This window comes from Shinella sp. GW821-FHT10F02 (genome assembly GCF_058809275.1).
In genome coordinates, this window is sequence record NZ_JBXASL010000008.1 from 314,943 (window position 1) to 341,576 (window position 26,634).

Below are 26,634 nucleotides of genomic sequence, written 5' to 3' on the forward strand. Positions count from 1 at the left end.
GAAGCACCATGCAAGGTGTTTCTTCAGGAGCGATGACCGGCTCACGAACCGATCCGGGGACCATCATGCCTGTCATCACCTTCGCCAACACCAAGGGCGGCGCCGGCAAGACCACCGCCGTACTGCTGCTTGCGACCGAACTCGCCCGCCTCGGCTACCGCGTCTCGGTGCTGGATGCCGATCCGCAGCACTGGATCACCCGCTGGTTCGAGAATTCCGAAGGCGCGCTGGGCAACCGCCTGAACGTCGTGCCCTATGTCACCATGAGCTCGATCGACCGGCAGCTCAGCGACGAGAAGGCGCGCGCCGATTTCGTGCTGATCGACCTGCCGGGCTCGCGCAGCTCGCTGCTCGCCAAGGCCGTTGGTTATTCCGATTACGTGCTGATCCCCGTGCAGGGCTCCGCCATGGACGCGCAGGGCGGCGCCAATGTCATCGAGCTGCTGCAATATCTGGAAGACAAGGCGAATATTCGCATCCGCCATTCCGTCGTGCTCACCCGCGTGAATTCCATGGTGACGACGCGCGCGATGAATGCGGTGAAGGACCTGCTCGCCGCGCGCCGCGTGCACCTGCTCGAAACGCCGATCATCGAGCGCTCCGCCTTCCGCGACATGTTCGGCTGCGGTGGCACGCTCTATTCGATGGACGCCAAGCGCGTCAGCAATCTCGACAAGGCACAGGAAAATGCCCGCGCGCTGGCACTCGAAGTGCTCCAGCAGATCCCGGCCGCCCGCCAGACCCAAGCGCCGAGCCTTCGCAGCGTCGCCTGACGGCGGCTCCCTCCCCTTCGTCATGGTCGGGCCTGACCCGACCATCCCTCCACGCCGCGAATGATGGATCCTCGGGTCGAGCCCGAGGATGACGCAAGAATGTGCGGCACGCGGCTTGCCGGCATGCCAATTGCGTCAGCGATTTCAATATTTTGGGAAAAGCAGGGTCCAGAATTGGAAAAGCCTGCCGCGGGAGGAGGTGCGGCAGGCTTTCCGATAGAACCGAATGACGACTGGGAGGAGGAGTGTCGCCATTCCCGCAGTCGGCCCTGGGAGGAGGAGTGGGCCTTCTGCAACATCGAAGCTTCGTGGGAGGAGGTACGTTGCTTCGATAAGTATGACTATACGCGATTCTTGCTCAATTGATAGGCATTGTTTTGCAAGGCAGCTATGCGCTATGCGCTTAACGGGTACCTCAACTGAGTTGAATTATCCCCGCGGCGGGCACGGCCTTCGCAGATGCAAAAACGCCCGCCGGAGGCGAGCGTCTTCGAAATTCTGCTATTTTTCGGCGTGTTTATCAGAAGCCGACGGCAGCGCGGGCGACTGCCTTGATTTCCGAACGCTCGATGCCGAGATCGCGCAGTTCGCGGGCGGTCATGCGGTCGAGTTCGGTTACGGTCTGACGGTACTTGCGCCAATTGTTGAAGGAACGTGCCATGTTCATGATGATCCCCTTTCGTGAGGCTCTCTGTTCGGCACCGGTCCGTGGCGCCGCGTCTTTCGATGGCCTCTTTATAGGCTTATGCTGCACTGCGGAACAGCGCTAAGCTGGCAGGCCACCCATGCAGATCGCGCATGGGTCTGGTAAGCCTCCGTTAACGAAAACAGCCCGCCGAGAGGTTTCAGGCCGCCAAAACGGCCTGTTCCTCCCGCAAAAACGCGGAAATTCGCCCCAAACCTTCGCGCAACACCGCTTCGCCGTTCGTGTAGCCGATGCGCAGGTGGCCTTCCATGTCCATGGCGCTGCCGGGTGTCAGCATGACGCCGGTACGCTCCAGCAGCTTGATGCAGAAGGCCTCCGAGGTGAGCGGCAGGTCGTATTTCAGGAGCGCCGTCGTGCCCGATTTGGGCTTGACCCAGGAGATCAGCGGCTCGCTTTCCACCCATTCGGCGAGGATGGCGAGGTTCGTCCGGGTGATCGCCTGGCTGCGGGCGAGAATCTTGTCGCGGTTTTCCAGCGCAATCGCCGCGAAATGATCGTCCAGCATGCCGACGCTGATCGTGTTGTAGTCGCGGTGGATCGAGACAGCATGGAGCAGGTCCCTCGGGCCGACGATCCAGCCGAGGCGAAGTCCGGCCAGCGAATAGGTCTTCGACATGCTGCCGGTGCTGATGCCCTTTTCATAGAGGTCGGCGATCGAGGCCGTCATGCCGTCGCCCTCTTGGTCCGTGCCGCGATAGACCTCGTCGCAGAGGATCCAGGCGCCGCAGGCCCGCGCGATCTCGACAACCTCGATCAGGAAATCCCGGTCCATCAGCGATCCGGTCGGATTGTTCGGGTTGTTGAGACAGATGAGCTTGGTGCCCGGCGTCGCGAGGCGGCGCAGTTCCGCGAGGTCCGGCAGGAAGCCGTGTTCGGCGGTGAGCTTCAGGATCTGCACGTCCGCGCCAAAACTTTCCGGAATGGAATAGTGCTGCTGGTAGGTGGGCAGGACCGAGATGACGCGGTCGCCGGGCTCCACCAGCGTCTCATGCACCAGCGCATTGGCGCCGATCGCGCCGTGCGTGACGACGACGTTTTCCATCATCTGCTTATTATACATGGCGGCGATGAGGCGGCGCAGGCGCTCGCTGCCCTCGATTGCGCCATAGGTGAGCTTCATCGGCAGGAGTTCGGCGAGGATCGTGTCCTTCTTGCCGGCCATGTCGAGCAGTTCTTCCACCGTCAACGATTCGACGCAGGTCTCCGCGAGGTTCAGTTCGCAGCGGTTCTCGTAGCGGTTCATCCAGATCTCGACGCCGAAATCGCGTATCTTCATGGCGGGGTCCTTTCGGGTTAGAAGGCGGCAGGCGGACAGGCCGCCCTTTTGATGACGGAACGATATGAGCAATATATTGCACAGTCAAGAACGCGGCGGCGTGCTCGCCCATGTCTCCGGCAATCTGCGCCGCTTGCGCCAGCAGGCCGGCCTCAGCCAGGCGGCGCTGGCGGAGGCCTCCGGCATCAGCCGGCGCATGATCGTGGCGGTCGAGGGCGGCGATGCGAATATCAGCCTGTCGAGCCTCGACAAGCTTGCCGCCGCGATCGGTGTCGGCTTCGTCGATCTCGTGCGCGACCCGGCCCGCGCGCCGTCGGCCGAGATCAACGAGGTGACGTGGCGCGGAAGCAATGCTGAGAGCACCGCGGTGCTGCTTGGCTCGGCACCGGCGACAACGGAGGCGCAGATGTGGCTCTGGTCGCTCGGCCCCGGCGAACGCTACGATGCCGAACCGGACCCCGCCGGCTGGCACGAAATGGTTTTCGTGACCGAGGGCACGCTGCGGCTCGAACTCTCCGGCACAGCGAAGGATTTTCCGGCCGGCAGCTTCGCAGTCTACGGCACCGACCAGGCCTATGCCTATGTAAACCCCGGCGAAACGCCGGTGCGTTTCGTGCGAAACGTGGTCAGCTGACAGCCAGCGTCCAGGCCATGCCGGCCAGCGCCGACAGGCCGAGCGTCAGCAGCACGGAGGCCTTGAGGCGGAAGAGCGCGAAGGCGGAGGCGGCCGCGAGCAGCGCCGAGGGCAGGATGAGCGTTGCTGGCACCGGCAGTTCGAGGTGCAAAGGCCCGGCGGCAAAGACCGTCACGTCGCGAAACAGCGTGTGCACGGCAAACCAGACCGCGAGGTTGAGGATGACGCCGACGACGGCGGCTGTTATCGCCGACATGGCGCCGGAGAGCGCCGCATTGCCGCGCAGCTTTTCGATGAAGGGCGCGCCGAGGAAAATCCACAGGAAGCAAGGCACGAAGGTGACCCAGGTGGTGAGGATCGCGGCGAGCGTCGCCGCCGTCAGCGGGTTCAGGCTGCCGGGATCGCGCCAGGCGGCGAGGAAGCCGACGAATTGCAGCACCATGATCAGTGGCCCCGGCGTCGTCTCCGCCATGCCGAGACCGTCGAGCATTTCGCCCGGCTTCAGCCAGCCATAGTGCTGCACGGCCTCCTGCGCGACATAGACGAGCGCTGCATAGGCGCCGCCGAAGGTGACGACCGCCATCTGGCTGAAAAAGATGCCGACCTCGGCAAACACGCTGTTGCCACCGGCGATGAACCAGATCAGCGCCACCGGCCCGAGCCAGAGACAGGTGAGCGCGCCCGAGATTTTCAGCGACCAGCCCAGCGCCGGTCTCGCATGGGCGGGCGTCGCCTCGCCGAGCAGCGAATCGCGATCCTGCAACACCCTGCCGTTGGCCGCGGCATGGCCGCTTGACGTGCGGAACAGGCGGGAGCCGGATTTCGAGCCGAGATAGCCGACGACGGCGGCCACCAGGATGATCAGCGGGAACGGCACCTTGAAGGCGAAGATGGCGATGAAGGCGGCGGCGGCGATCGTGATCATCGCCGGATTGGTGAGCGCCCGGCTGCCGATGCGGAACACCGCCTGCACGACAACCGCCAGCACCGCCGCCTTCAGGCCGAAGAACAGGCCCTCGACGAGGCTCGCATCGCCGAAGAGCACGTAGATGTAGCTGAGCGCCAGGATCGACAGGAAACCGGGCAGGATGAAGAGCAGGCCGGCGACGAGGCCGCCCAGCGTGCGATGCATCAGCCAGCCGATATAGACGGCAAGCTGCTGGGCCTCCGGGCCGGGCAGCAGCATGCAATAGTTCAGCGCATGCAGGAAACGGCTCTCGCCGATCCAGCGTTTTTCATCGACGACGATGCGGTGCATCAGCGCGATCTGCCCGGCCGGGCCGCCGAAACTCAACGCCGCCACGCGCGCCCAGACTTTGAGCGCCTCGCCGAAGGGCACGCCATGGCCGTGCGCCTCGGGCGGATGGCCGGGCTCGGCCGCTCGTTCTGTCATTTGCATGGTTCTCCCCGTTGCCGTCGCGATCGATCGCAGCGGCACCCTGCCCTGTCAAGGCAACGGGGGCTTGACGGACGATGTGGATGGCACTATTAAACCGATAAGTTAATTAACTGAATGGATAAATACGTGAGCGACCCGCTGAGCCTGACCTTCGCCGCCCTTGCGGATCCCACGCGCCGCGCGATCCTCGCCCGGCTTTCCGAAGGGGACGCGACGGTGAACGACATCGCCGCCCCCTTCGAGATGAGCCTGCCGGCCGTCTCCAAGCACCTGAAGGTGCTGGAGGGCTCCGGGCTGATCACCCGCAGCCGCAGCGCCCAATGGCGCCCGTGCCATCTGGAAGCAGCACCCCTGAAGGATGCCGACGGCTGGATTGCCCGCTACCGCCGCTTCTGGGAGGCGAGCTTCGACCGGCTCGACGACTATCTCCGGGAATTGCAGGCCGGCGATCCGGACAAAAAGAGCTGAGGAGACAAACCATGCAGCAGACCGCCGAACCCATTGGCCTTTTCATCGAACGGCTGATCGATGCGCCCTGCCCGCTCGTGTTCAAGGTCTGGACGACGCCCGAACACATGGCCCGCTGGCTCGGGCCGAAGGATTTTTCGGCCCATGCGATCCGCCTGGATTTCCGCCCCGGCGGCGCCTGGTCGGCGGTCATTCGCTCGCCGGAGGGCAAGGATTATCCGATGGGCGGCACCTATCGCGAGATCGAGGAAAACCGCCGCATCGTCTTCACCTTCCGCTGGACCGGGGAGGATGACCCGGACACGCTGGTGACCGTGACCTTCGAAGACAGGGACGGCAAGACGCGGCTCACCTTCGCCCAGACACCGTTCGACACCGTCGAATCCCGCGACAGCCATGCCGAGGGCTGGGGCGAATGCCTCGACCGGCTGGTCGCCTATATCCTGCAAGCCCGAGGAGAAGGACGATGAAGAAGACCTATCACGGCCGCTGCCATTGCGGCGCCATCCGCTACGAAGCGGTCCTCGATCTCGACGAGGGCCTGCGCCGCTGCAACTGCTCCTTCTGCCGGCGCACGCGCATGCTGAAGACCTTCACCCCGCGCGAGGATTTCAAGCTGCTGTCCGGCGAGGACCATCTCGTCAGCTATCGCGCCGACAAATCCGGCTGGCCGGTGGGCGATGTCGACCACTATTTCTGCAAACGCTGCGGCATCCGCCCCTTCTCGCGCGGCTACCTCAAGGACTTCATGGGGCACTTCTACTGCATCAACGCGGGCACCCTTGAGGACGTCTCCGAGGAGGAGATGAGCGCCGCACCGGTGATCTATGAAAACGGCCTGGCGAACGATTTCTTCAACCCACCGCCCTATACGGCGCATCTTTAAGATAGCCGGCCATCGCCTCCAGCATGGCCCGCCAGCCTTCGCGGTGGTCGTCGGCCCTGTCGCGACCATCGAAATAGAGGCCCTGCTCGACGAGCCGCATGCGCGTGCCGCCGTCCGCCGGCTCGAAGGTTACCACCACCGTGCCGGAAAAGCCGAGAATGCCGGCCTCCCGCAGGGTGCTGGCATAGACGATGCGCCTGTCCGGGGTGATCTCCAGATAGCGGTTTTCGTTGAGATAGGTCGGCCTGTCTTTCGGGCCGAAGCGGCAGAGGTCGCTTTCGCCGACCGTGAAACGGAAGCGCTCGAAGCCCATCTGCCAGCCCGGGCCGGGATCGCCCCAGGCCAGTTGCGCCGCCTCCTGCGACCAGGCGGCAAAGACCGCCGCGATGGGTGCGGTGAAGGTTTTGGTGATGTCGACGGTTCCCTGTTCGATGCTCATGGCTTTCTCCTAGCCCGGTTGCTGACGATGAAACCATGGTGGAGATTGCCGCCCTTTCGTAGAGACGTTCTCGACAGATTCGGGGCAAATGTGCCAAACTCGCCCCATGCCGCCCCGCCCGAAGCCCACAAGCCCGCTGACCATCGCCATTCTCTCGCTGCCGGAAAGCGGCACCATGGCACCCTATGGGCTGCATGAGGTGCTGGGCGAAGCCGGCCGCGGACCCAACGCGCAGCGCAGCCTGCGCCCGACGCTCGTCGCGGCGGAGACCGGCGCCTACGAGACGGGCAGCGGCGTGCGGGTGACGCCACAGCAGGGGTTTGAGGGCGGCACGGCGGATATCGTCATCGTCTGCGACATCCATCTCGAACCCGGCCTGTCGCCGGAAGGGCGTTGGGGCCAGGAGATCGCCTGGGTCCACCGGCATATCGCGGCGGATGCGCTGGTCTGCTCGGCCTGCAGCGGCGCGGTGCTGCTGGCGGAAGCCGGCCTGCTCGATGGCGCGGACGCGGCGTCGCACTGGATCATGGCTGACCTGTTTCGCGACCGTTATCCGAACGTGAAATTCCGGCCGGAACGCATTCTCTGCGACAGCGGGCGTGCCGGCCGGCTGATCACCACGGGCGGCGCGTCGTCCTGGCAGGATCTGGCGCTCTACCTGATCGGCCGGTTCTGCGGGGCGGAGGAAGCCGCCCGCATCGCGAGGCTCTTCCTGCTCGGCGACCGGGGTTACGGCCAGCTTCCCTTCGCCTCCATGACCCGGCCGCGCCAGCACGACAATGCCGCGATCGCCGATGTTCAGACCTGGCTTGCCGACCACTATGCGAGCAGCAATCCGGTGACGGCGATGGTCGCGCGTTCGGGCCTGGCGGAGCGCACCTTCAAGCGGCAGTTCAAGGCGGCGACGGGCTATGCGCCGGTGGACTATGTTCAGGCCATGCGCATCGAAGAGGCCAAGCAGATGCTGGAGACCGAGCCCATGGCGATCGAAGAGATTGCAGTCGCTGTCGGCTACGAGGATCCGACCTTCTTTCGCAAGCTCTTCCGCCGCCGCGTCGGCGTCACACCCGCGCAATACCGCCAGCGCAACCGCCTTCGCACCCTGGGCGACTAGTGGCGTATTTGCCCCGAAGGCAGCCTGTTTGCCTCTGACCCCGTCGGACCATTGCCTCCACACTCGGCTCATCGAAAACGAGGAGACGAGAGATGGACTTCTATTACACCCCCACCGCTTGCAGCCAGGCCGCCCATATCCTGCTGGTCGAGACCGGCCTGCCCTTCCGGCCGCACAAGGTCGATATCTTCCGGCATGTGCTGGAGGATGGCAGCCCTTATGAGGCGGTCAATCCGAACGGCTACGTGCCCGCCCTCGTCTTCGACGACGGCACGCTCCTGACGGAAAACGTCGCGCTCCTCGACTGGATCGCCACGCAGGATGACGGCCTCATCCCCGGCGGGCCGCTTGGCCGCACGCGCCACCTGCAAATGCTCGCCTTCCTCTCCACCGAGGTGCAAAAACCCTTCGTGCGCCTGTTCTTCACGGACAGTGCCGAGGAGAAGGCATGGCTGGGCGAGACTCTTGCGCGGCGCTTCGACTGGATCGCCTCCCGCGTCGAAGGCGACTTTCTGTTCGGCCGGCGTTTTGCGGCGGCCGATGCCTTCCTCTATGTCATGCTGCGCTGGGCGGCCATGTGCGGCATCGCCGTGCCGGACACGCTTCGCGCGCTGGGCACTCGCGTGGAGGCGCGGCCCTCGGTGCGGGCGGTGCTTTCGCGTGAGGCTGCCGCGCCGCTTGACGCGGCGGCGTGAACCCCACCGAAAAGCATTGCGCCGGCCCGATGATCGGCTAGGGTCTGCCGGCCGGCGCAGAGGCCTTGCGACACGACCAGTTCCCGCGACTGTCGGAACTGGTCGCTGGCCCGTCGCAGACAGGCTGCACTGGCACCGAACGAGGCCCTAAAATCGGCTTCAATATTTCATCGGGGTCCAGAAAATGGCAGAGTTTCCGCAAAAGGCGAAGGTCGTCATCATCGGTTTGGGTGGCATCGTGGGCGCGTCGATCGCCCACCATCTCATCGAGCGCGGATGGGACGATATCGTGGGCATCGACAAGTCGGGTGTCCCGACCGATATCGGTTCGACGGCGCATGCCTCGGACTTCTGCTACACGACGAGCCATGACTATCTTTCGGTCTGGACCACCCAGTATTCGATCGATTTCTTCGAGAAGATGGGCCATTACGCCCGCATCGGCGGCCTGGAAGTGGCGCGCACCGGCGACGACACCTGGATGGAGGAGATCAAGCGCAAGCTGTCCTCCGCCAAGGCTTTCGGCACGCGCGCGCATTATGTCTCGCCGGCCGAGATCAAGAAGATGTTCCCGCTGATCGAGGAAGATCAGGTGATGGGCGGCATGTTCGATCCCGACGCCGGCCTCGTCGTGCCGCGCTCGCAGACGGTTGCCGGCAAGCTGGTGGATGCGGCTGAAAAATCCGGCAAGCTCCAGGTCTATGGCAACACGCCGGCCCAGTCGCTGATCGTCGAGGGCGGCCGCATCAAGGGCGTCGTCACGCATCGCGGCACTATCATGGCCGACCATGTCATCGTCTGCGCCGGTATCTGGGGGCGTCTCATCGCCGAAATGGTGGGGGAAGATCTGCCGGTCATGCCGGTCGACCATCCGCTGACCTTCTTCGGCCCGTACAACGAATTCGAAAACACCGGCAAGGATATCGGCTTCCCGCTTTTGCGCGACCAGGGCAACTCCGCCTATATGCGCGACACCGGCGACCCGAAGACCACCGAAGGCGGCCAGATCGAGTGGGGCTATTACGAGACCACCAATCCGCGCCTCTGCCACCCGCGCAACATCCTGGAAAAACACGAGGCGCGCCTTTCGCCCTCGCAGCGCGATCTGGAAATGGAACAGATCATCGAGCCGCTGGAACGCGCCATGGAGCTGACGCCGATCCTCGGCGAACTCGGCTACAATGAGAGCCATTCCTTCAATGGTCTGCTCCAGGTTTCTGCCGCCGGCGGCCCGTCCTGCGGCGAAAGCCAGAAGGTGCGCGGCCTGTGGTACTGCGTCGCCATCTGGGTGAAGGACGGCCCCGGCTACGGCAAGCTGATCGCCGACTGGATGACGGACGGGCGCACCGAGATCGACCACAACTCGATCGACTATGCCCGCTTCTACCCGCACCAGCTGACGGAAGAGTTCATCGAGGGCCGCTGCTTCGAGGCCGCCCAGAAGATCTATTTCCCGGCCGTGCACACTCGCGAACCCTATGCCTCCGGTCGCGGCGCCAAGCGCTCGCCCTTCCATGAGCGCGAAAAGGAACTTGGCGGCTACTTCATGGAGCTGGGTGGCTGGGAGCGTGCGCATGGCTACAAGGCCAACGAGCACCTGTTGGAAAAATACGCCGACAAGATTCCGGTGCGCGAGAACGAATGGGACAGCCGCCACTTCTGGCGCGTCTCGAATGCCGAGCATCTGGCGATGAGCGAGGATTGCGGCATCGTCAACCTCTCGCACTTCCACATGGTGGACATCGAGGGGCCGGATCATGTCGCACTGCTGGAATGGCTCTGCGCCGCAAAGATCGGCGGCGATGGCAATATCGGCAAGGGCATCTACACCCACTTCCTCGACGACGAGGGCATGGTGCGCGCCGACTTCACCGTCATCCGCATGGCGGACCGTTGCCGGCTGATCAACGGTGCAGACGCCGGCCCGCGCGACTTCCACTACATGAAGCGCGTTGCGGAAGACCGCGGCCTCGACGTCACCATCACAGATGTGACGGAGAAATTCATCACCATCGGCATCTGGGGGCCGAATGCCCGCGATACGCTGAAGAAGGCCGTGTCCGACCCCGCCGCCCTCGATCCGGAAAATTTTGCCTTCGCCCAGATCAAGCAGATCGAGATCGGCGGCAAAAACGTCACCGCCTTCCGCATCTCCTATGTCGGCGAGCAGGGTTGGGAACTGCACATGAAATACGAGGACGGCCTGGCCGTCTGGGATGCGCTGCGCGCCACCGGCGTCATGGCCTTCGGCGTCGAGACCTATGCGAACTCGCGCCGCATGGAAAAGAGCCTGCGCCTGCAGAACGCCGACCTGCTCACCCAGTACAACCTCATCGAGGCCGACCTCGCCCGCCCGAAGGTCAAGGAAGCGGACTTCCGCGGCAAGGCGAAGCACCTGGAATACAAGGCGCGCGAGCACCAGCCCGCCATGCTCTGCACGCTCGTCATGACGGAGAACACCGACAAGGCCGGCGTTAAGCGCTACCCCGTCGGCACGCTGCCGGTCATGGACCCGGAGACCGGCGAAGTGCTGGTCGACGAACTCGGCCGCCGCTCCTACACGACCTCCATCGCCTTCGGCCCGACGATCGGCAAGAACATCGCCCTCGCCTACCTGCCCTGGGCCTACTGCCAGGAAGGCCGCAAGCTGAATGTGGAATATTTCGCCGAGACCTATCCGGTCGAGGTGGTCAGCATCGGGTATAAGCCGTTGTATGACCCTGAAAACCTGAAGCCGCGGACGTAAGATTTCTGCCTACCCGAAATGAAGGGCGTGCCAGCATCGCAGGCGCGCCCTCTTTTTTCGCGCACCACTCTGCTTTCTTCTCCTTCGCACTAACCTCTCCTCCGTCATCCTCGGGCTTGACCCGAGGATCCATGCGGCGGGTGTGGCGTGGATCCTCGGGTCAAGCCCGAGGATGACGGAGGAGAGGTTGGGAGGGCTTTACCAGCATGATACGGTCTGGTGTTGACGGCCATCGCTGCTACCTCGCCACCATCCCATTCTCCGCCACAAGCCGCCCCGCCTTGAACACCCGACGCGGCTTCGGCACGGCCACCACGGCCTCTGGCACATGTTCAGCAGCGAGCGTCAGGAAATCAGCCTTGGCGCCGAGAGCGATGCCGTAGCCTTCGAGGCCGAGGGCCTTGGCGCCGGCGGTGGTGACCACGTCGAAGGCGGCGGTGAGTTCGTCGTCGGTGTAGAAGCCGGAGCGGTAGCCGATCATCATGGCGCGGCTCAGCATGTCGCCGTCACCATAGGGCCACCAGGAATCGCGGATATTGTCGCTGCCGCTGAAGACGGTGACGCCTTCCGAACGCAGCAGGGCGACGGGTGGGAAGACGTGGTCGCCGGGGGCGTTCGTCATGATGGAGACGCCGGCCTTGGCGATTTTTCCGCCGATGCGGCGGGCGGAATCGGGGTCGAGATCGCCGAGGCCGTAGGCGTGGCTGATCGCCACTTTGCCCTCCATGCCGAGCGCCGCCGTGCGGGCGCAGATTTCCTCGACGGTGAAGGCGCCGAGCGAGCCGAAATCGTGCAGGTGGATATCGACGCCGACACCGTGCTTTTCCGCCACGCCGAAGACGACGTCGAGATGGCCTTGCAGATCGCGATCGAAGCTTGCCGGGTCGAGCCCGCCGACGAGATCGGCACCGAGTGCAATCGCCTCATCGAGGAGTTCCGGCGTGCCGGGGCTTTTCAGGATGCCGTTCTGCGGGAAGGCGACGAGCTGAATGTCGATGATATCGCGGTATTCCTCGCGGATCTTCAGGATCGTTTCCAGCGACTTCAGCCCGACCGAGCCATCCACCATGACGTGGCTGCGCATCTGCAGGGAGCCGTTGACGACGCAGAGTTCGAGCTGTTTTCGCGCGCGTTCGTCCATGGGTGCAGCCTGCGCCATGTTCTGCGCCTGGAAGGCGACGCGCTCGTGCACGTCAAAACCATTGGTGCAGGCTTTGTGAGGGATCCATTTGTCGCCGTAGAAGCTGGTATCGAGGTGGATATGGCCCTCGACGAAGGCCGGCACCAGCAGGGCGCCGGCAATATCGACCGTTGAGAAGCCAGCCGACGTCTTGCCGGCCGGCTCGATTGCGACGATGCGGCCGCCGGCAACGCCGATATCCTTCAGCGATCTATCCGCCAGTTTCGCATTGGTGAAAAGCGTTTCGATCCCGGCCATGATATCGCATCTCCGTTTGCGCAAAGCTCGATCCGCCGCCTGAAGGGCGGATCAAGAATTGTGCGCAATAACGCGCGAAAATCGTATGCAGTCAATAGGCAGCGGCGACCGCGGCATTGCCGAGCACGAGGATGGGCGTGCCGTTCTGCACGCGGTTGAAGAGATCGACCACGTCCTGGTTCATCATGCGCACGCAGCCCGACGAGACGGACTTGCCGATCGTCCACCATTCCGGCGAACCGTGGATACGGTAAAGCGTGTCCTCGTCGTTCTGGAAAATGTAGAGCGCGCGGGCGCCGAGCGGGTTCTTGAGGCCCGGCTCCATGCCGCCATTGGCGATGCTGTAGGGTTCCAGCTCCGGCTGGCGGGCGACCATTTCGTCCGGCGGGGTCCAGCGCGGCCATTGGCGCTTGTACTGGATGACACCGCGGCCGGCCCATTCGAAGCCGGCGCGGCCGAGGCCGACGCCGTAGCGCATCGCCTGGCCGTTCTCATAGGTGAGATAGAGGAAGTGGCTTGCCGTATCGACGACGAGCACGCCGGGGCGCTCGCCCGTCGGGTTCGGCACCATCTGGCGATAGAAGCGCCGATCGATCTTCTGGTACGGAATAGCCGGCAGCTCGTACTGGCCGTCGAACTGCGCGCCGTACATGCCGGCATAGATGCTGGTATCGACCGGCTCCGGCTCTATCGCGACCCGTTCGCGCACCGGCGTGGTGCAGCCGGCCAGAACCGTGGTTGCCAATCCGGCGCTGCCGAGCAGGAAGGAACGGCGGCTTACGCTTTCACCCGTCAATGCGTGTCCTCACACTTCAATCGTCATAGGGGTCGGCCAAGGCCGCATCGGGCCGGCTGACCGGATATTTCGTGCGCGAGATCTGGGCCGCCAGGCCCTTCGCGCCCTGCTTCTTCAGAAGCGTGCGGAAGCTCGGATGCATGCCGCCGTCCACATAGGCGAAGCTGGAAACCGGTGTGGCGCCGGCAAAAGCCGCATCCAGCTTCTTTTGTTCCGCGCCGATCTTCGCCATCAGATCATTTTCTCCGGCAGCCGCCGGGCATTGCGCCAGCGGGTCGCTCGGCTCGCCATCCACGAACTCCCTGTTAAAGACGTAGCGGCCGCCGCAGACCGAGACCTTCGGCTGGCTGCGGGTGAAGGCGAAGGCGTCATACCCCTCCTTCAGCGTGCGCCAGAAGGGCATGTTCGGATCGCCCTTGTGCTTGGCCATGTTCTGCGTCGTCATGCGGAAGGGATAGGCCTGCACCTGGAAGCGCTGCTGGCCGCCATCGAGCGCCTTCTGCACGATGGCATAGATTTCGCCCACGCCCTGGTCGGTCATCGCGTAGCAGCCCGACGACGAGCAGGCGCCGTGCACCATCAACGCTTCGCCCGTATAGCCGAGCGCCGATTCCAGCCGGTTCGGATAACCGAGGTTGAACGAGACATAATATTGCGAATTCGGGTTCAGCATGCCCTCGGAGACATGGTAAAATCCTTCCGGCGCCTGGCGGTCGCCGCTCTTCGTCTTCGGACCGAGCTTTCCGGACCAGCGGCACATCGGATAGGTCTTGAAGAGCGCATATTTGCCGCTCGCATCGACCTTCCAGACTTCCAGCTCGCTTTCCTGCTTGAAGATGCGCACCAGCACGGGGCTTTCCGGCCGCATCTTCTTCTTCGACATTTCAGCCTTCACCTTGTTGGAAAGCTGCGGCGCTTCGGCCAGCGACGCGACATCCATGGCCATGCAGCCGGCAAGCAGGCCGCCGGCGATGGTCGCGGCGGCAAGCCGCGCGAGGAGCGAAAGACGCGGACGGGCGGTTTCAAGAGAAAAGCGATTGCGAAACATGGTGCGTTTTCGGTTGTTAGGGATCCGGGGGGCGCCAAACAGGGACGGCGCATCTCGGGCTTAGACTCCAAGCGATTGCTTAGAACTTCGTTAATCTTAAGGCCCCTTTGGCCTCACTCGTCGCTTTGGCGCCCCGAATCCGGGGCAAATCCGATTTTCGCGAGCATAAAACCTCAAGCCGCTGGAGCATCAAGACCCTTATCGCCGCTTTCTTGCGCGAAGCGATCACGAAGGCACACGCGGCGAACAACAATTCGTCAGTGGCCCTATTCGAAGTCACCGATGCCGTGGTGATGCGCCGTGCGCACCCCACCGGGCGGGTGCAGCGTCACCGGCGCCACCAGCACGCTGCCATCGTCGAAGGCAACGGAGATCATACGCTCGCCTTCCACATCCAGTGTCTCGTCGAGTTCCAGAAACAGCGCGCCCGGCGCCATGAACAGTTCGGCCTGCCGCGGGATGACCAGGAAGGCATCGGCTACGGTGAGGCTTTCATCCTGCCGCTTCACCATCGGCACGCCAAAACCGTCGACGGAGACATCCAGGATGCGCTTGTCGGCGGTGCCGGCATTGTAGAGCGTCAGATAGGCCCGCGCCGGCTCGCCACCCGCGCCCGCGACGATATCCGCATGTTCGATGACGAGGCCCGATAGCACCGTCTCATGCGGCACGATACGGCCCGAAGCGCTCATCGGCGCGGCAATGGCGGCGCTGGCGGTCAACATCGAGAGCAGCGACAGAAGGCATGCTTGATTTGGCACGATTCTCCTCACATTTGTGTGGGATCACTGTAAGGCCATTGCGCGCGGCTTCTCTTCAGGATTTCGTGAAGGTCGAAAATGTCGCGGGTGGCGGGTTAGGAGACGAGCATGCTGACGATCGGGGATCTTTCCAAGGCGACGGGCGTCAAGGTTCCGACCATCCGCTATTATGAGCAGATGGGGCTGCTCTCCCATGCCGAACGTTCGGAGGGCAACCAGCGGCGCTATTCGAACGGCGAGCGCGAGCGCCTCGCCTTCATCCGCCATGCGCGCGATCTCGGCCTCACCATCGACGCCATTCGCGCGCTGATCGAGCTCAGCCAGCACCCGGAACGCCCCTGCCAGGATGCCGACCGCATCGCGGCCGAGCAGCTTGCGACCGTGCGGCAGAAGATCGCCCGCCTGCGCAAGCTGGAGGCCGAGCTTGAGCGCATCACCACCCATTGCCATACCAACCAGGTGCGCGACTGCTACGTCATCCGCGCGCTCGCCAACCACGATCTCTGCCACGACGAGCACGACTAGGTGCCGGCGAGCAGCTTCAGCTTCTGGAGCTGCGTTTCGCGCGGCTCGTGCATGTCCAGCATGCCCTGGAGCCGGCCATCGGCGCGGATGAGGAAGAGGCCGGCGGTGTGGTCCATCGTGTAGCTGTCCGATGCTGTCGGCACCTTCTTGTAGAAGGCCGAGAAGGCGTCTGCCGCCGTTTTGGTGTCGGCTGCATCGCCGCGCAAGGCGATGATGCGCGGGTCGAAGGAGGTCATGTAGAGCTTTAGAAGCTCCGCCGTGTCGCGCTCGGGATCGATCGAGATGAAAAGCGGCGTGATGCGGTCTGCGGCAGGACCGATGTCCTTCAACAGGCCCGTCAGCTCGAAGAGTGCGGTCGGGCAGACATCCGGGCAATGGGTGAAGCCGAAGAAGACGAGGTAGGGTTTTCCCGCCAGATCAGCCGAGCGGAAGGGTTTTCCGTCGACCGTCTGCAAGGCGAAGACCCGCTCTTTCGCCCCGCCGCCGACCGGCGCCTTTGCCGCGACCGTCGCTCCGACGATCGCGGCAAGCACGGCAAGGCCTATGACTGCCCTGCGCTTCATTTGATCGGCCGGAGCAGGCGCAGCGCGTTCAGCGTGACGAGCACGGTGGCGCCGGTATCGGCGAGGATCGCCGGCCAGAGGCCGGTGATGCCGACGATCGTCGTCACCAGGAACACGCCCTTGAGGCCGAGCGAGAGCACGATGTTCTGCACGATGTTGCGCATGGTGCGCTTCGACAGGTCCGTCATGAGCGCGACGTCGCCGACGCGACCGTGCAGGATGGCGGCGTCCGCCGTCTCCAGCGCCACATCGGTGCCGCCGCCCATGGCGATGCCGACATTGGCGGCGGCGAGTGCCGGAGCGTCGTTGATGCCGTCGCCGATCTTGCCGACGACATACCCTTCGCGCTGCAGCTCGCCGACGATGCGCTGCTTGTCCTCCGGCATCAGCTCGGCGCGCACCTCGATGCCGAGTTCGGCGCCGACGGCCTTTGCCGTGCGGGCATTGTCGCCGGTGAGCATGATGGTCTTGATGCCGGCATCCTTCAGCGCCTTGAGGCCGGCGGCGGCGTCCGCGCGCGGCTCGTCGCGCATGGCGATGGCGCCGGCGAGCACGCCGTTGACGACCAGCATGGAGACGGTCTTGCCGTCATCGTTGAGCGTTGCGGTGGTGGCCTTCACCTCGTCGGAAAGCGAAACCCGGTCGGCCGTGGCCTTGGGCGAGCCGAGGAAGATCTCCTTGCCCTCGACGGTGGCGGTGACGCCCTTGCCGCCGAGTGCTTTCGAACCGCTTGCCATCGGGGCGACGATGCCGTCTTCGGCCGCCTTGCCGAGAATGGCGAGCGCCAGCGGGTGGCTGGAGCCGGCTTCGAGCGCTGCGGCGAGGCGCAGCACTTCATCGGCCGGCGTGGCGAAGGCGACGATGTCGGTGACCTTCGGCTTGCCTTCCGTCAGCGTGCCGGTCTTGTCGAAGGCGATGGCGGTGAGCTTGCCGAGGCCTTCCAGCACCGCACCGCCCTTCATCAAGAGGCCTCGGCGGGCACCGGCGGACAGCGAGGCGGCAATGGCGGCAGGCGTCGAGATGACCAGCGCGCAGGGGCAGCCGATCAGCAGCACGGCGAGGCCCTTGTAGACCCACTCGCTCCAGATGCCGCCGAGGAAGAGCGGCGGAATGATCGCGACGAGCGCCGCAACGACGACCACGCCGGGCGTGTAATATTTCGAGAAGCGGTCGATGAAGCGCTCGGTCGGGGCCTTGGATTCCTGCGCTTCCTCGACCAGCTTGACGACGCGGGCAATGGTATTGTCGGCCGCCGCCGCGGTGACGCGCACGCGCAGCGCTGCATCGCCATTCACCGTGCCGGCGAAGACGGTGTCGCCGACCTCCTTGCGCACGGGCGTGCTTTCGCCGGTGACGGGCGCCTCGTCGATGGCGCTGTCGCCGTCGATGATCGTGCCGTCGGCAGAGATGCGGTCGCCCGGGCGCACGAGGATGACGGCGCCGACAGCGAGCGATTCGGCCGCGACTTCGCGGGTCTTTCCGTTCTCTTCAAGCAGCGCCGTCTTCGGCACGAGGGCGGAGAGCGAGCGGATGCTATCGCGCGCCTTGCCGGCGGCGACCCCTTCCAGAAGCTCGCCGACGAGGAAGAGGAAGACCACTGCGGCGGCCTCCTCCGTCGCATTGATGATCACCGCGCCGACGGCGGCGATGGTCATCAGCATCTCGATGGAGAAGGGCGTGCCGGCGAGCGCGGCCATGATGGCGCGACGCGCGATCGGCACGAGGCCGATGAACATGGCGATGACGAAAGCGTAGGTTTCGATCGCCGGGAAGAGATGGCCGATGCCGTAAGCGACGACCAGCGCCGCGCCGGCGAGAATGGTGAGCCGCCCCTTCTTGCCCTTCCACCAGGGACCTTCGGTCGGGCCGTGGTCATGGCCGTGCAGGCCCGCGACGGCCACCGCCTTCGGCTTGTGGTCGTGGCCGGCATGGTCGTGATCGTGGTCATGGCCGTGCGAATGATCGTGGTCGTGTCCGCCGCAGCAGCCGGCGCCGTGCTCGTGTTTCGCGGCCGGCTTTTCCGCGATGGCTGCCGCCGGCGTCACCGCATAACCGAGGCCGGTGACCTTGCGGGCGATCGCTTCCAGGTCACTTGCCGCATCGTGCTGCACGCGCATCGTGCCGGCGGTCACGGAAACGGACACATCGGAAACGCCCGGCATGCGGCGCACGGCGGTGTCGATCTTGCTGGCGCAGGAGGCGCAATCCATGCCGCCAACCCGGAAACGCGTCTCTTTCACATCGGACATCGTACAATCCTCTTTATTCTGTCGCGGATGTTCTACGACCTCTAGCGACTAGAGGTGCAAGAGGGAAATTCACAAATTTCGAGACAAAGAGGCGCATTGAAATTCGCCGCGCGCCCATGGTAGAGAGCCGCCACTGAATGCAGGTTTCATCTGCTGGTTGGGGAGGACGCCATGTCTTGCGACGCCCTCTTCCAATCGGGGATGGGCGCTCTCGATGCCCCCCGAACGGAAGAACGCTTTTTGATCGGTGCCCTTGCGGCACAGTCGGGCTTTTGTACCGTTTTACCGCTCAAGCACCGCCACCGGGGTAACAGCGCGAAAGCGCTGACCCATCGTCGTGCCCGCACGACGATACCGTAACATCGGCTTTTCCCATTTCTGATCAGCGTTAAGCAGGACGTTTTCGCCCCCGCTCCGCGCGTTCTATCGATACCCCCCGCAGAAGAGGTCCCTCCATGTCCCTCACCACGCCCTATTACCTGATCGACAAGTCGAAGCTTCTCGCCAACATGGAGAAGGTCGCGCGCCTGCGCGAACTTTCCGGCGCCAAGGCGCTGCTGGCGCTGAAATGCTTCGCCACCTGGTCGGTCTTCGATTTCATGCGCGACTATATGGACGGCACGACCTCCTCGTCGCTCAACGAGGTGCGCCTCGGCCACGAGCGCTTCGGCAAGGAAACGCACGCCTATTCCGTCGCCTATGCGGATTACGAGATCGACGAGGTCGTGTCGCACGCCGACAAGATCATCTTTAACTCGATCGGCCAGCTCGACCGTTTCGCCGACAAGGCGGCCGGCATCGTGCGGGGCCTGCGGCTCAATCCCGGCATCTCCTCCTCCAGCTTCGATCTTGCCGACCCCGCCCGCCCCTTCTCGCGGCTGGGTGAATGGGACGTGCGGCAGGTGGAGGCCGTGATGGACCGGATTTCCGGCTTCATGATCCACAACAATTGCGAAAACGGCGATTTCGACCTGTTCGACCGCATGCTCGGCACGATCGAGGAGAAATTCGCGCCGCTTTTGAAAAAGGCGGAATGGGTGAGCCTCGGCGGCGGCATTCATTTTACGGGCGAGAACTACCCGCTGGAAAAATTCGCCGAGCGGCTGAAGCGGTTCTCCGGCGCGTTTGGCGTTCAGGTCTATCTGGAGCCGGGCGAGGCCTCGATCACCAAGTCCACCACGCTGGAAGTGACGGTGCTCGACACGCTCGACAACGGCAAGCACCTCGCCATCGTCGATAGCTCGATCGAGGCGCATATGCTCGACCTGCTGATCTACCGCGAGAGCGCCAAGATTTCCCCCAACACCGGGCCGCACCGCACAATGGTCTGCGGCAAGTCCTGCCTCGCCGGCGATATTTTCGGCGAATTCAATTTCGAGACCGAGCTGAAGGTCGGCGACCGCATCTCCATCCAGGATGCGGCCGGTTACACCATGGTCAAGAAGAACTGGTTCAACGGCGTGAAAATGCCGGCGATCGCCATCCGCGAGCTGGATGGCAGCATCAGAACGGTCCGCGAATTCACCTACGCGGACTACGAAGAAAGCCTCTCCTGAGGCTGTACCGGGTAGAAGGAGATATCCCCCGACATGAAAAAGAACGTGCTCATCATCGGCGCCGGCGGCGTCGCACAGGTCGTGGCGCACAAATGCGCCCAGAACAACGACGTGCTCGGCGATATCCATATCGCATCGCGCACCAAGGCGAAGTGCGACAGGATCATCGCGTCGGTCCATGAGAAAAAGGCGATGAAGCAGCCGGGCGTGCTGGAAGGCCATGCGCTCGACGCGCTCGACATCGAGGCGACCAAGGCGCTCATCACGTCCACCAAATCCCAGATCGTCATCAATGTCGGCACCGCCTTCCTCAACATGTCGGTGCTGCGCGCCTGCATGGATACCGGCGTTGCCTATATCGACACCGCGATCCACGAGGAACCGGGCAAGATCTGCGAGACGCCGCCGTGGTATGGCAATTACGAGTGGAAGCGCGCGGCCGAATGCGCGGAGAAGGGCGTCACCGCCATCCTCGGCGCCGGCTTCGATCCGGGCGTCGTCAACGCCTATGCGAAGCTCGCCAAGGACGAATACCTCGACACGGTGACGGACGTCGACATCGTCGACATCAATGCCGGCAGCCATGGCAAATATTTCGCCACCAACTTCGACCCGGAGATCAATTTCCGCGAATTCACCGGCGTCGTCTATTCCTGGCAGAACGGCCAGTGGCAGACCAACAAAATGTTCGAGATCGGCAAGGACTATGACCTGCCCGTCGTCGGCACGCGCCGCGCCTATCTCTGCGGCCATGACGAGGTGCATTCGCTGGCGAAGAACATGGACGGCGCGAATGTGCGTTTCTGGATGGGTTTCGGCGATCACTACATCAACGTCTTCACCGTGCTGAAGAACCTCGGCCTGCTCTCCGAGCAGCCGGTCAAGACGGCCGAAGGGCTGGAGGTCGTGCCGCTCAAGGTCGTCAAGGCGGTGCTGCCGGATCCGTCGTCGCTGGCGCCGAACTATGAGGGCAAGACCTGCATCGGCGACTATGTGAAGGGTTTGAAGGACGGCAAGGAAAAGACCGTCTTCATCTACAACGTGGCCGACCACAAGGAAGCTTACGAAGAGGTCGGTTCGCAGGGCATCTCCTACACTGCCGGCGTGCCGCCGGTCGCCGCCGCTATGCTGGTCGCAACGGGCGAATGGGACGTGAAGACGATGGCGAATGTCGAGGAACTGCCGCCGAAGCCGTTCATCAATCTGCTCAACCGCATCGGCCTGCCGACGCGCATCCAGGACGAGGACGGCGACCGCGCCGTCAGCTTTTAAACCTGACAATGCCGGCCGCGCCTTGCGTGCGGCCGGCCCCTTGGAAGCGACCTCCGCATTCACTACAACAAGCGACCGCCAACACTTGGGCAGCGGACGATGAATCGGTATCCCATGTTCAGCCCGCAGCTTCTGGTCAGCTTCGTGGCCGTCGCAGAAACCAGCAGTTTTACCCGCGCGGCGGACCGGGTGTCACTGTCGCAATCGACCGTCAGCCAGCAGGTGCGCCGGCTGGAGGAACTGCTCGGCAAGGCGCTGTTCGAGCGCACCTCGCATGAGGTGCGGCTCACCGAAGAGGGCATCAAGCTGCTCGGTTATGCGCGGCGCATCATTGCGCTCAACGAGGAGGCGCATGATGCACTGACGGGGCCGTGGCGCGACGGCGTGCTGCGGCTCGGCATGCCGGAGGATTTTACGGTGCCGACGGTCGACCTGCTGGCGGCCTTCAAGCGGGAGCATCCACATCTGAGGCTCGACGTCACCAGCGGGCTCAGCCCGGACCTGCATCGCGCCTATCTTCAGGAAGAGCTCGATTTGGTGCTCGTCAAGCAGCGCCGCGTGCACCTGCCGCGCGCCGCCCGGCCGGAGCCACTGCTGTGGCTGGACAGCCAGGAACATCCGGCGATCGAACAATCCCCGGTGCCGCTCGCCGTCTTTCCGGTAAACGGGCTCTACCGCGAAGAACTGTGCCAAACGCTGGACGGGCTCGGCATGCGCTGGCGTGTCAGCTATAGTGGCGCGGGGCTGGCGGCCATTGCCGCGGCCTCTGCGGCAGGGCTCGGCGTCAGCCTGCTGCCGGCAAGTTGCCGCCTGCCCGCGCATCGGGTGCTGGGGGCGGCCGAACACCTGCCGCCGGTCGACGATTTCGAGCTTGCCCTGTTTTACCGCGATACGGCGTCCGCGGTGGCGCTGGATCTCGCGGAGCGGCTGATCGCCTTCTGCGGGCTCTCGCGCTGAACATTGGCGAATCGAATAGCCAGCATTGCCAAATGTCGCTGCCATGCGGCAGCCCCGTCTCCTAGAATGCGTCATCCCTTCCATGCTTGACCAGGAGACGATGTTGCAACATGCCATATCGCAGAGCCGCCGGGCTTTTCTGAGCCGCACCGGCCAGTTCACCACCGCCGCCGCCGTCGCCGGCTTGACCGGCGGCATGAGCCGCGAGGCCGCGGCGCAGACGACCGATTGTGCCCCGGAGAATGCCGTGACCGCCGTGAAAGACAGCCATTACCTGCTCGCCGACGTGCGCCTCGAAGAGGGTTTCGAGCGGGACGGCGATGTCGTCATCGCCACCCGCACGGCGCTCCACACGCTGGAAATCAAGGACGGCAAGATCGCCGCGCTGCATGGCGCCGGCGCGACGCTGCCGACAGGCCTGACGACCTATCAGGCGAACGGCCAGCTTGCGCTGCCCACCATGCGCGACATGCACATCCACCTCGACAAGACCTTCTACGGTGGCCCCTGGCAGGCGCCGCGTCCGCGCCAGGGCAAGACGATCATGGACATGATCGCACTGGAGGAGAAGCTGCTGCCGCAATTGCTGCCGACCTCCGTCGAGCGTGCGGAGGGCCTGATCGCGCTCCTGCAGTCCAAGGGCAGCACGATCGCGCGCAGCCATTGCAACATCGATCCGGTAAGCGGGCTGAAGAGCCTGGAACACCTGAAGCTGGCGCTGGAGAAGCACAAGGACGACTTCGTCTGCGAGATCGTCGCCTTCCCGCAGCACGGCCTCTTGCATTCCAAGGTCGACGGGCTGATGCGCGAGGCCATGCAGATGGGCGTGGAGTATGTCGGCGGCCTCGACCCGACCAATGTCGACAGCGCCATGGAAAAGTCGCTCGACGCGATGTTCCAGATCGCGCTCGGTACCGGCAAGGGCGTCGATATCCACCTGCATGAGACGAGCCCGGCCGGTGTTGCGGCGGTCAACTACATGATCGATACGGTCGAGAAGAACCCGGCGCTGAAGGGCAAGGTGACGATCAGCCATGCTTTCGCGCTGACGACGCTGGCGCCTGAGCAGCTTGAAGAGACGGCGGCGCGACTGGCAGCAAACGGCATGACGATCGCCTCCACCGTGCCGATCGGCGGACTGATGATGCCGCTGCCGCAGCTCAGCAAGGCCGGCGTCTTCGTGATGACCGGCACCGACAGCGTCATCGACCACTGGTCGCCCTTCGGCAGCGGCGACATGCTGGAAAAGGCCTATCTCTACGCCCAGCTTTACCGCGGCTCGGACGAGTTCCACCTGTCCCGCTCGCTCGCCATTTCGACAGGCGGCGTGCTGCCGCTCGACGATGACGGCAACCGCGCCTGGCCGAAGGCCGGCGACGAGGCGGGCTTCACGCTTGCCGCCGCAAGCTGCTCGGCGGAAGCCGTCGCCCGCGTGGCGCCCCGCAGCGCGACGTTCCACAAGGGGCGGCTGGTCGCCGGTCGCGTCGGCAAGGCCTGATCGCCAAGACTGAATGCAGAAAGGCCGGCTTGAAGCCGGCCTTTTTGTTATTCGGCGAAGAGTTTCCAGCGTGTCGGCTTGAAGCGGATGGTGGTTCCGGTCGCGGCCTGGGCATCGAGGGGAATTTCGATCTCGACATGGTGGGATTCACCCTGCCTGGAGATGTCGAGGTCGGCGATGCGGGTGCCGGCAAGGCGACGGGAGGTGGCGACCCGGCCTTCCAGCGCCGGTGTCGCGGGGTCCGTGACGAGGGTGACGTCCTGCGGGCGGAAGAACAGGGTGCCGCTGCCGCTCTGGATGTCGTTCGCCTTCGGGGCGATGCCGATCGGCTCGCCCTGGAAGCGCACGGCATTGTCCGCGACCGTGACCGGCAGGCTGGCGCTGTCGCCGATGAAGGAGAAGACGAAGGGCGAGTTCGGCCGGTCGTAGACATCGTCCGACGAGCCGACCTGCTCGATCTGGCCCTGGCTCATCACCACCACGCGGTCGGCGAGCTCAAGGGCTTCTTCCTGGTCGTGCGTGACGAAGACGGTGGTGTGGCCGGTGCGGTCGTGGAATTCGCGCAGCCAGCGGCGCAGTTCCTTGCGCACCTTGGCGTCCAGCGCGCCGAACGGTTCGTCGAGCAGCAGCACCTTCGGCTCGATCGCCATGGCGCGGGCGAGCGCCACGCGCTGGCGCTGGCCGCCGGAGAGCTGGTTGGGATAGCGCTTTTCGAGGCCGGAGAGCTGCACCATGTCGAGAAGATCGCTGACCCGGCGACGGATTTCCGTCTTGGGCGGGCGTTCACCGCGCGGGCGCACGGTCAGGCCGAAGGCGATGTTGTCGGCGACCGTCATGTGGCGGAACAGCGCGTAGTGCTGGAAGACGAAGCCGACATGGCGCTCCTGCACGGTGCGATGCGAGGCGTCCTCGTTGCCGAAGAAGATCTTCCCGAGGGTGGGCTGTTCGAGACCGGCAATGAGGCGGAGCAGCGTCGTCTTGCCGGAGCCGGAGGGGCCGAGCAGCGCGATCAGTTCGCCGGAACGGATGTCGAGCGAGACATCGTTGAGTGCCGGGTAGCGGTCGAATTCCTTGCGGATGTTGGAAACCCTGACGTCCATGGAGGGCTTTAGCCTTTCAATGCTTGCGGCCGGCAGCGATTTCCGCGCCGTAGTGAAGTTCAAGGACCGTCTTGACGACGAGCGTGACGAGAGCGAGTGCCGCGAGCAGCGACGCCACCGCGAAGGCGGCGACGAAATTATACTCGTTGTAGAGGATCTCGACATGCAGCGGCATGGTGTTGGTAAGACCACGGATATGGCCCGACACCACCGAGACCGCGCCGAACTCGCCCATGGCGCGCGCATTACAGAGCAGCACGCCGTAGAGCAGGCCCCATTTGATATTGGGCAGCGTCACGTACCAGAAGGTCTGCCAGCCCGAAGCGCCGAGCGAAAGCGCCGCCTCCTCGTCGCCCGTGCCCTGCTCCTGCATCAGCGGGATCAACTCGCGCGCGACGAAGGGGAAGGTGACGAAGACGGTGGCGAGCACGATGCCGGGCACGGCAAAGAGCACCTCGATGCCATGGCTCTTCAGCCATGGTCCGAGCACGCTGCCCGCGCCGAACAAGAGCACGTAGACGAGGCCGGAAATGACCGGCGAGACCGAGAACGGCAGGTCGATCAGCGTCGTGAGGAACGCCTTGCCCTTGAACTCGAACTTGGCGATCGCCCAGGCCGCCGCCACGCCGAAGACGAGGTTGAGCGGCACGGCGATGACGGCGACGAGCAGCGTCAGCCGGATGGCGGCGAGCGTATCCGGGTCGTTCATCGAGGCGAAGAATTCGCCCGGCCCCTTGCGGAAGGCCTCGATGAAGACGGCGGCAAGCGGCAGCAGCAGGAAGAGCGCCAGGAACAGGAAGGCGGCCGTCATCAGCGCGTAGCGGGCGAAGGGCGCTTCCGTCGTCGGCGAGCGCAGGCGGCGGGATGAATTAGGCGCCATGACCATACCTCCTGCGGCTCCAGGCCTGGATGAGGTTGATGACCAGCAGCATGGCGAAGGACATGCTCAGCATGATCGTGGCGATGGCCGTCGCCGCACCATAATTGAACTCCTCCAGCCGGATGACGATGAGGAGCGGCGCGATTTCGGACACATAGGGAATGTTGCCGGCGATGAAGATGACCGAGCCGTATTCGCCCACGCCGCGGGCGAAGGCGAGCGCGAAGCCCGTCAGGATCGCAGGAGACAGGCCGGGCAGCAGCACGCGATAGACGGTCTGGAAGCGGTTGGCGCCCAGCGTCGCGGCCGCCTCCTCCACCTCGCGGTCGATCTCTTCCATGATCGGCTGCACCGTGCGCACCACGAAGGGCAGGCCGATGAAGACGAGCGCGATGACGATGCCGGTCGGGTTGAAGGCCGCCTTGATGCCGAAGACGTTCAGCACCTGGCCTACCCAGCCGTTCGGCGCATAGAGCGCGGCAAGCGCAATGCCCGCCACGGCCGTCGGCAGCGCGAAGGGCAAGTCCACCACCGCATCGACGATGCGCCGGCCGGGGAATTCGTAGCGCACGATGACCCAGGCGACGATGACGCCGAAGACGACATTGACGAGCGCCGCGATGAAGGCCGTGCCGAAGGACACTTCCAGCGCGTTGATCGTGCGCTGATCGGTGAGGATAGCCAAAAACTCCGCCCCGGAAAGCGAGGCGGAGCGCCAGACGAGGCCGGCGAGCGGGATGAGGATAATGAGGGTCAGATAAGCGAGCGAAAAGCCGAGCGTCAGTCCGAAACCCGGAATGACACTCGGCTGTCTCAGTCGCCACCGCACCGAAGCAGCAGCAGATGTCGTCAAAG

General features: G+C 64.3%; 26 protein-coding genes. 13 read left to right on the forward strand and 13 right to left on the reverse strand.

All coding sequences use genetic code 11. From position 1 onward, the window contains the following. The first annotated feature begins 65 nt into the window (after window positions 1-65). On the forward strand, window positions 66-773 hold the full coding sequence (locus AC1RWL_RS24995; RefSeq protein WP_493095833.1) for a ParA family protein: 708 nt from the start codon (window positions 66-68) through the stop codon (window positions 771-773). 520 nt (window positions 774-1,293) lie between these two features. On the opposite strand, the gene AC1RWL_RS25000 is transcribed toward AC1RWL_RS24995, so the two are convergent. Further along, a complete protein-coding gene (locus AC1RWL_RS25000; protein WP_256118430.1) occupies window positions 1,294-1,440 on the reverse strand; it encodes a DUF1127 domain-containing protein in 147 nt (48 codons plus the stop codon). Between the two features lie 178 nt (window positions 1,441-1,618). Then, window positions 1,619-2,755 (reverse strand): aminotransferase, encoded by a 1,137-nt coding sequence (locus AC1RWL_RS25005; RefSeq protein WP_493095834.1) that lies wholly within the window; start codon window positions 2,753-2,755, stop codon window positions 1,619-1,621. 64 nt (window positions 2,756-2,819) lie between these two features. Between AC1RWL_RS25005 and AC1RWL_RS25010 the strand changes: the two genes are divergently transcribed. Beyond that, the gene (locus AC1RWL_RS25010) at window positions 2,820-3,389 is read left to right on the forward strand and encodes a helix-turn-helix domain-containing protein (protein WP_493095835.1); all 570 of its coding nucleotides are present in this window, start codon (window positions 2,820-2,822) and stop codon (window positions 3,387-3,389) included. On the opposite strand, the gene chrA is transcribed toward AC1RWL_RS25010, so the two are convergent. Further along, entirely contained in the window at window positions 3,382-4,788 is a 1,407-nt protein-coding gene (gene chrA / locus AC1RWL_RS25015) for a chromate efflux transporter (protein ID WP_493095836.1), read from the reverse strand. The two genes, AC1RWL_RS25010 and chrA, sit on opposite strands and share 8 nt — an antisense overlap. 114 nt (window positions 4,789-4,902) lie before the next feature. On the opposite strand from chrA, the gene AC1RWL_RS25020 reads away from it, so the two are divergent. Genes AC1RWL_RS25020 through AC1RWL_RS25030 form a run of 3 tightly spaced genes read left to right on the forward strand, consistent with a single transcriptional unit; the run spans window position 4,903 to window position 6,142 of the window. Continuing rightward, entirely contained in the window at window positions 4,903-5,256 is a 354-nt protein-coding gene (locus AC1RWL_RS25020; RefSeq protein WP_493095837.1) for an ArsR/SmtB family transcription factor, read from the forward strand. A gap of 11 nt (window positions 5,257-5,267) precedes the next feature. Then, window positions 5,268-5,726, forward strand: coding sequence for an SRPBCC family protein (locus tag AC1RWL_RS25025; protein WP_493095838.1), 459 nt, complete (start codon window positions 5,268-5,270; stop codon window positions 5,724-5,726). Continuing rightward, window positions 5,723-6,142, forward strand: a complete 420-nt coding sequence (locus AC1RWL_RS25030; RefSeq protein ID WP_493095839.1) for a GFA family protein — start codon at window positions 5,723-5,725, stop codon at window positions 6,140-6,142. Before AC1RWL_RS25025 ends, AC1RWL_RS25030 begins: the two co-directional genes overlap by 4 nt. Here the strand turns inward: AC1RWL_RS25030 and AC1RWL_RS25035 are convergent. Continuing rightward, window positions 6,111-6,581, reverse strand: coding sequence for an SRPBCC domain-containing protein (locus AC1RWL_RS25035; RefSeq protein WP_493095840.1), 471 nt, complete (start codon window positions 6,579-6,581; stop codon window positions 6,111-6,113). The genes AC1RWL_RS25030 and AC1RWL_RS25035 overlap by 32 nt on opposite strands. Window positions 6,582-6,687: 106 nt before the next feature. Between AC1RWL_RS25035 and AC1RWL_RS25040 the strand changes: the two genes are divergently transcribed. The 3 genes from AC1RWL_RS25040 (at window position 6,688) to AC1RWL_RS25050 (ending at window position 11,136) form a co-directional block, all read left to right on the forward strand. Beyond that, window positions 6,688-7,695, forward strand: coding sequence for a GlxA family transcriptional regulator (locus AC1RWL_RS25040; RefSeq protein WP_493095841.1), 1,008 nt, complete (start codon window positions 6,688-6,690; stop codon window positions 7,693-7,695). A gap of 92 nt (window positions 7,696-7,787) precedes the next feature. Beyond that, window positions 7,788-8,390, forward strand: coding sequence for a glutathione S-transferase N-terminal domain-containing protein (locus tag AC1RWL_RS25045; protein WP_493095842.1), 603 nt, complete (start codon window positions 7,788-7,790; stop codon window positions 8,388-8,390). 184 nt (window positions 8,391-8,574) lie between these two features. Further along, on the forward strand, window positions 8,575-11,136 hold the full coding sequence (locus tag AC1RWL_RS25050) for a GcvT family protein (RefSeq protein WP_493095843.1): 2,562 nt from the start codon (window positions 8,575-8,577) through the stop codon (window positions 11,134-11,136). A 238-nt stretch (window positions 11,137-11,374) separates the two neighbouring features. Here the strand turns inward: AC1RWL_RS25050 and AC1RWL_RS25055 are convergent, their stop codons facing one another. The 4 genes from AC1RWL_RS25055 to AC1RWL_RS25070 all read right to left on the reverse strand — a co-directional run bounded on the left by AC1RWL_RS25055 (window position 11,375) and on the right by AC1RWL_RS25070 (window position 15,179). Then, the gene (locus AC1RWL_RS25055) at window positions 11,375-12,574 is read right to left on the reverse strand and encodes an amidohydrolase family protein (RefSeq protein WP_493095844.1); all 1,200 of its coding nucleotides are present in this window, start codon (window positions 12,572-12,574) and stop codon (window positions 11,375-11,377) included. 91 nt (window positions 12,575-12,665) lie between these two features. Further along, complete coding sequence (locus AC1RWL_RS25060; protein ID WP_439616476.1) at window positions 12,666-13,370, reverse strand: L,D-transpeptidase family protein; 705 nt, start codon at window positions 13,368-13,370, stop codon at window positions 12,666-12,668. Between the two features lie 16 nt (window positions 13,371-13,386). Further along, window positions 13,387-14,418, reverse strand: a complete 1,032-nt coding sequence (locus AC1RWL_RS25065) for a L,D-transpeptidase family protein (protein WP_435268550.1) — start codon at window positions 14,416-14,418, stop codon at window positions 13,387-13,389. A 266-nt stretch (window positions 14,419-14,684) separates the two neighbouring features. Further along, on the reverse strand, window positions 14,685-15,179 hold the full coding sequence (locus AC1RWL_RS25070) for a hypothetical protein (RefSeq protein WP_493095845.1): 495 nt from the start codon (window positions 15,177-15,179) through the stop codon (window positions 14,685-14,687). A gap of 108 nt (window positions 15,180-15,287) precedes the next feature. Between AC1RWL_RS25070 and AC1RWL_RS25075 the strand changes: the two genes are divergently transcribed. Beyond that, on the forward strand, window positions 15,288-15,704 hold the full coding sequence (locus tag AC1RWL_RS25075) for a MerR family transcriptional regulator (RefSeq protein WP_256118415.1): 417 nt from the start codon (window positions 15,288-15,290) through the stop codon (window positions 15,702-15,704). Here AC1RWL_RS25075 and AC1RWL_RS25080 read toward each other — a convergent pair. Beyond that, a complete protein-coding gene (locus AC1RWL_RS25080) occupies window positions 15,701-16,267 on the reverse strand; it encodes an SCO family protein (RefSeq protein ID WP_493095846.1) in 567 nt (188 codons plus the stop codon). The two genes, AC1RWL_RS25075 and AC1RWL_RS25080, sit on opposite strands and share 4 nt — an antisense overlap. Further along, complete coding sequence (locus tag AC1RWL_RS25085) at window positions 16,264-18,516, reverse strand: heavy metal translocating P-type ATPase (protein WP_493095847.1); 2,253 nt, start codon at window positions 18,514-18,516, stop codon at window positions 16,264-16,266. Before AC1RWL_RS25085 ends, AC1RWL_RS25080 begins: the two co-directional genes overlap by 4 nt. A gap of 455 nt (window positions 18,517-18,971) precedes the next feature. Between AC1RWL_RS25085 and AC1RWL_RS25090 the strand changes: the two genes are divergently transcribed. From AC1RWL_RS25090 to AC1RWL_RS25105, 4 genes are all read left to right on the forward strand, one after another. Then, entirely contained in the window at window positions 18,972-20,072 is a 1,101-nt protein-coding gene (locus AC1RWL_RS25090) for a carboxynorspermidine decarboxylase (protein ID WP_493095848.1), read from the forward strand. A gap of 33 nt (window positions 20,073-20,105) precedes the next feature. Continuing rightward, entirely contained in the window at window positions 20,106-21,344 is a 1,239-nt protein-coding gene (locus tag AC1RWL_RS25095; protein WP_493095849.1) for a saccharopine dehydrogenase family protein, read from the forward strand. 114 nt (window positions 21,345-21,458) lie between these two features. Next, window positions 21,459-22,301, forward strand: coding sequence for a LysR family transcriptional regulator (locus AC1RWL_RS25100; RefSeq protein ID WP_493158511.1), 843 nt, complete (start codon window positions 21,459-21,461; stop codon window positions 22,299-22,301). Between the two features lie 103 nt (window positions 22,302-22,404). Then, on the forward strand, window positions 22,405-23,799 hold the full coding sequence (locus tag AC1RWL_RS25105; protein WP_493095850.1) for an amidohydrolase family protein: 1,395 nt from the start codon (window positions 22,405-22,407) through the stop codon (window positions 23,797-23,799). A 47-nt stretch (window positions 23,800-23,846) separates the two neighbouring features. On the opposite strand, the gene AC1RWL_RS25110 is transcribed toward AC1RWL_RS25105, so the two are convergent. From AC1RWL_RS25110 to cysT, 3 genes are read right to left on the reverse strand one after another with little or no spacing between them, the layout of a single operon-like run. Continuing rightward, on the reverse strand, window positions 23,847-24,899 hold the full coding sequence (locus AC1RWL_RS25110; protein ID WP_493095851.1) for a sulfate/molybdate ABC transporter ATP-binding protein: 1,053 nt from the start codon (window positions 24,897-24,899) through the stop codon (window positions 23,847-23,849). Window positions 24,900-24,915: 16 nt separating this feature from the next. Next, a complete protein-coding gene (gene cysW / locus AC1RWL_RS25115) occupies window positions 24,916-25,785 on the reverse strand; it encodes a sulfate ABC transporter permease subunit CysW (RefSeq protein ID WP_493095852.1) in 870 nt (289 codons plus the stop codon). After that, window positions 25,769-26,632 carry a sulfate ABC transporter permease subunit CysT gene (gene cysT, locus AC1RWL_RS25120; RefSeq protein ID WP_439629624.1) on the reverse strand — a complete coding sequence of 288 codons (864 nt, stop codon included), beginning with the start codon at window positions 26,630-26,632 and terminating at the stop codon, window positions 25,769-25,771. The genes cysW and cysT overlap by 17 nt, the downstream gene beginning before the upstream one ends. Window positions 26,633-26,634: the final 2 nt, after the last annotated feature.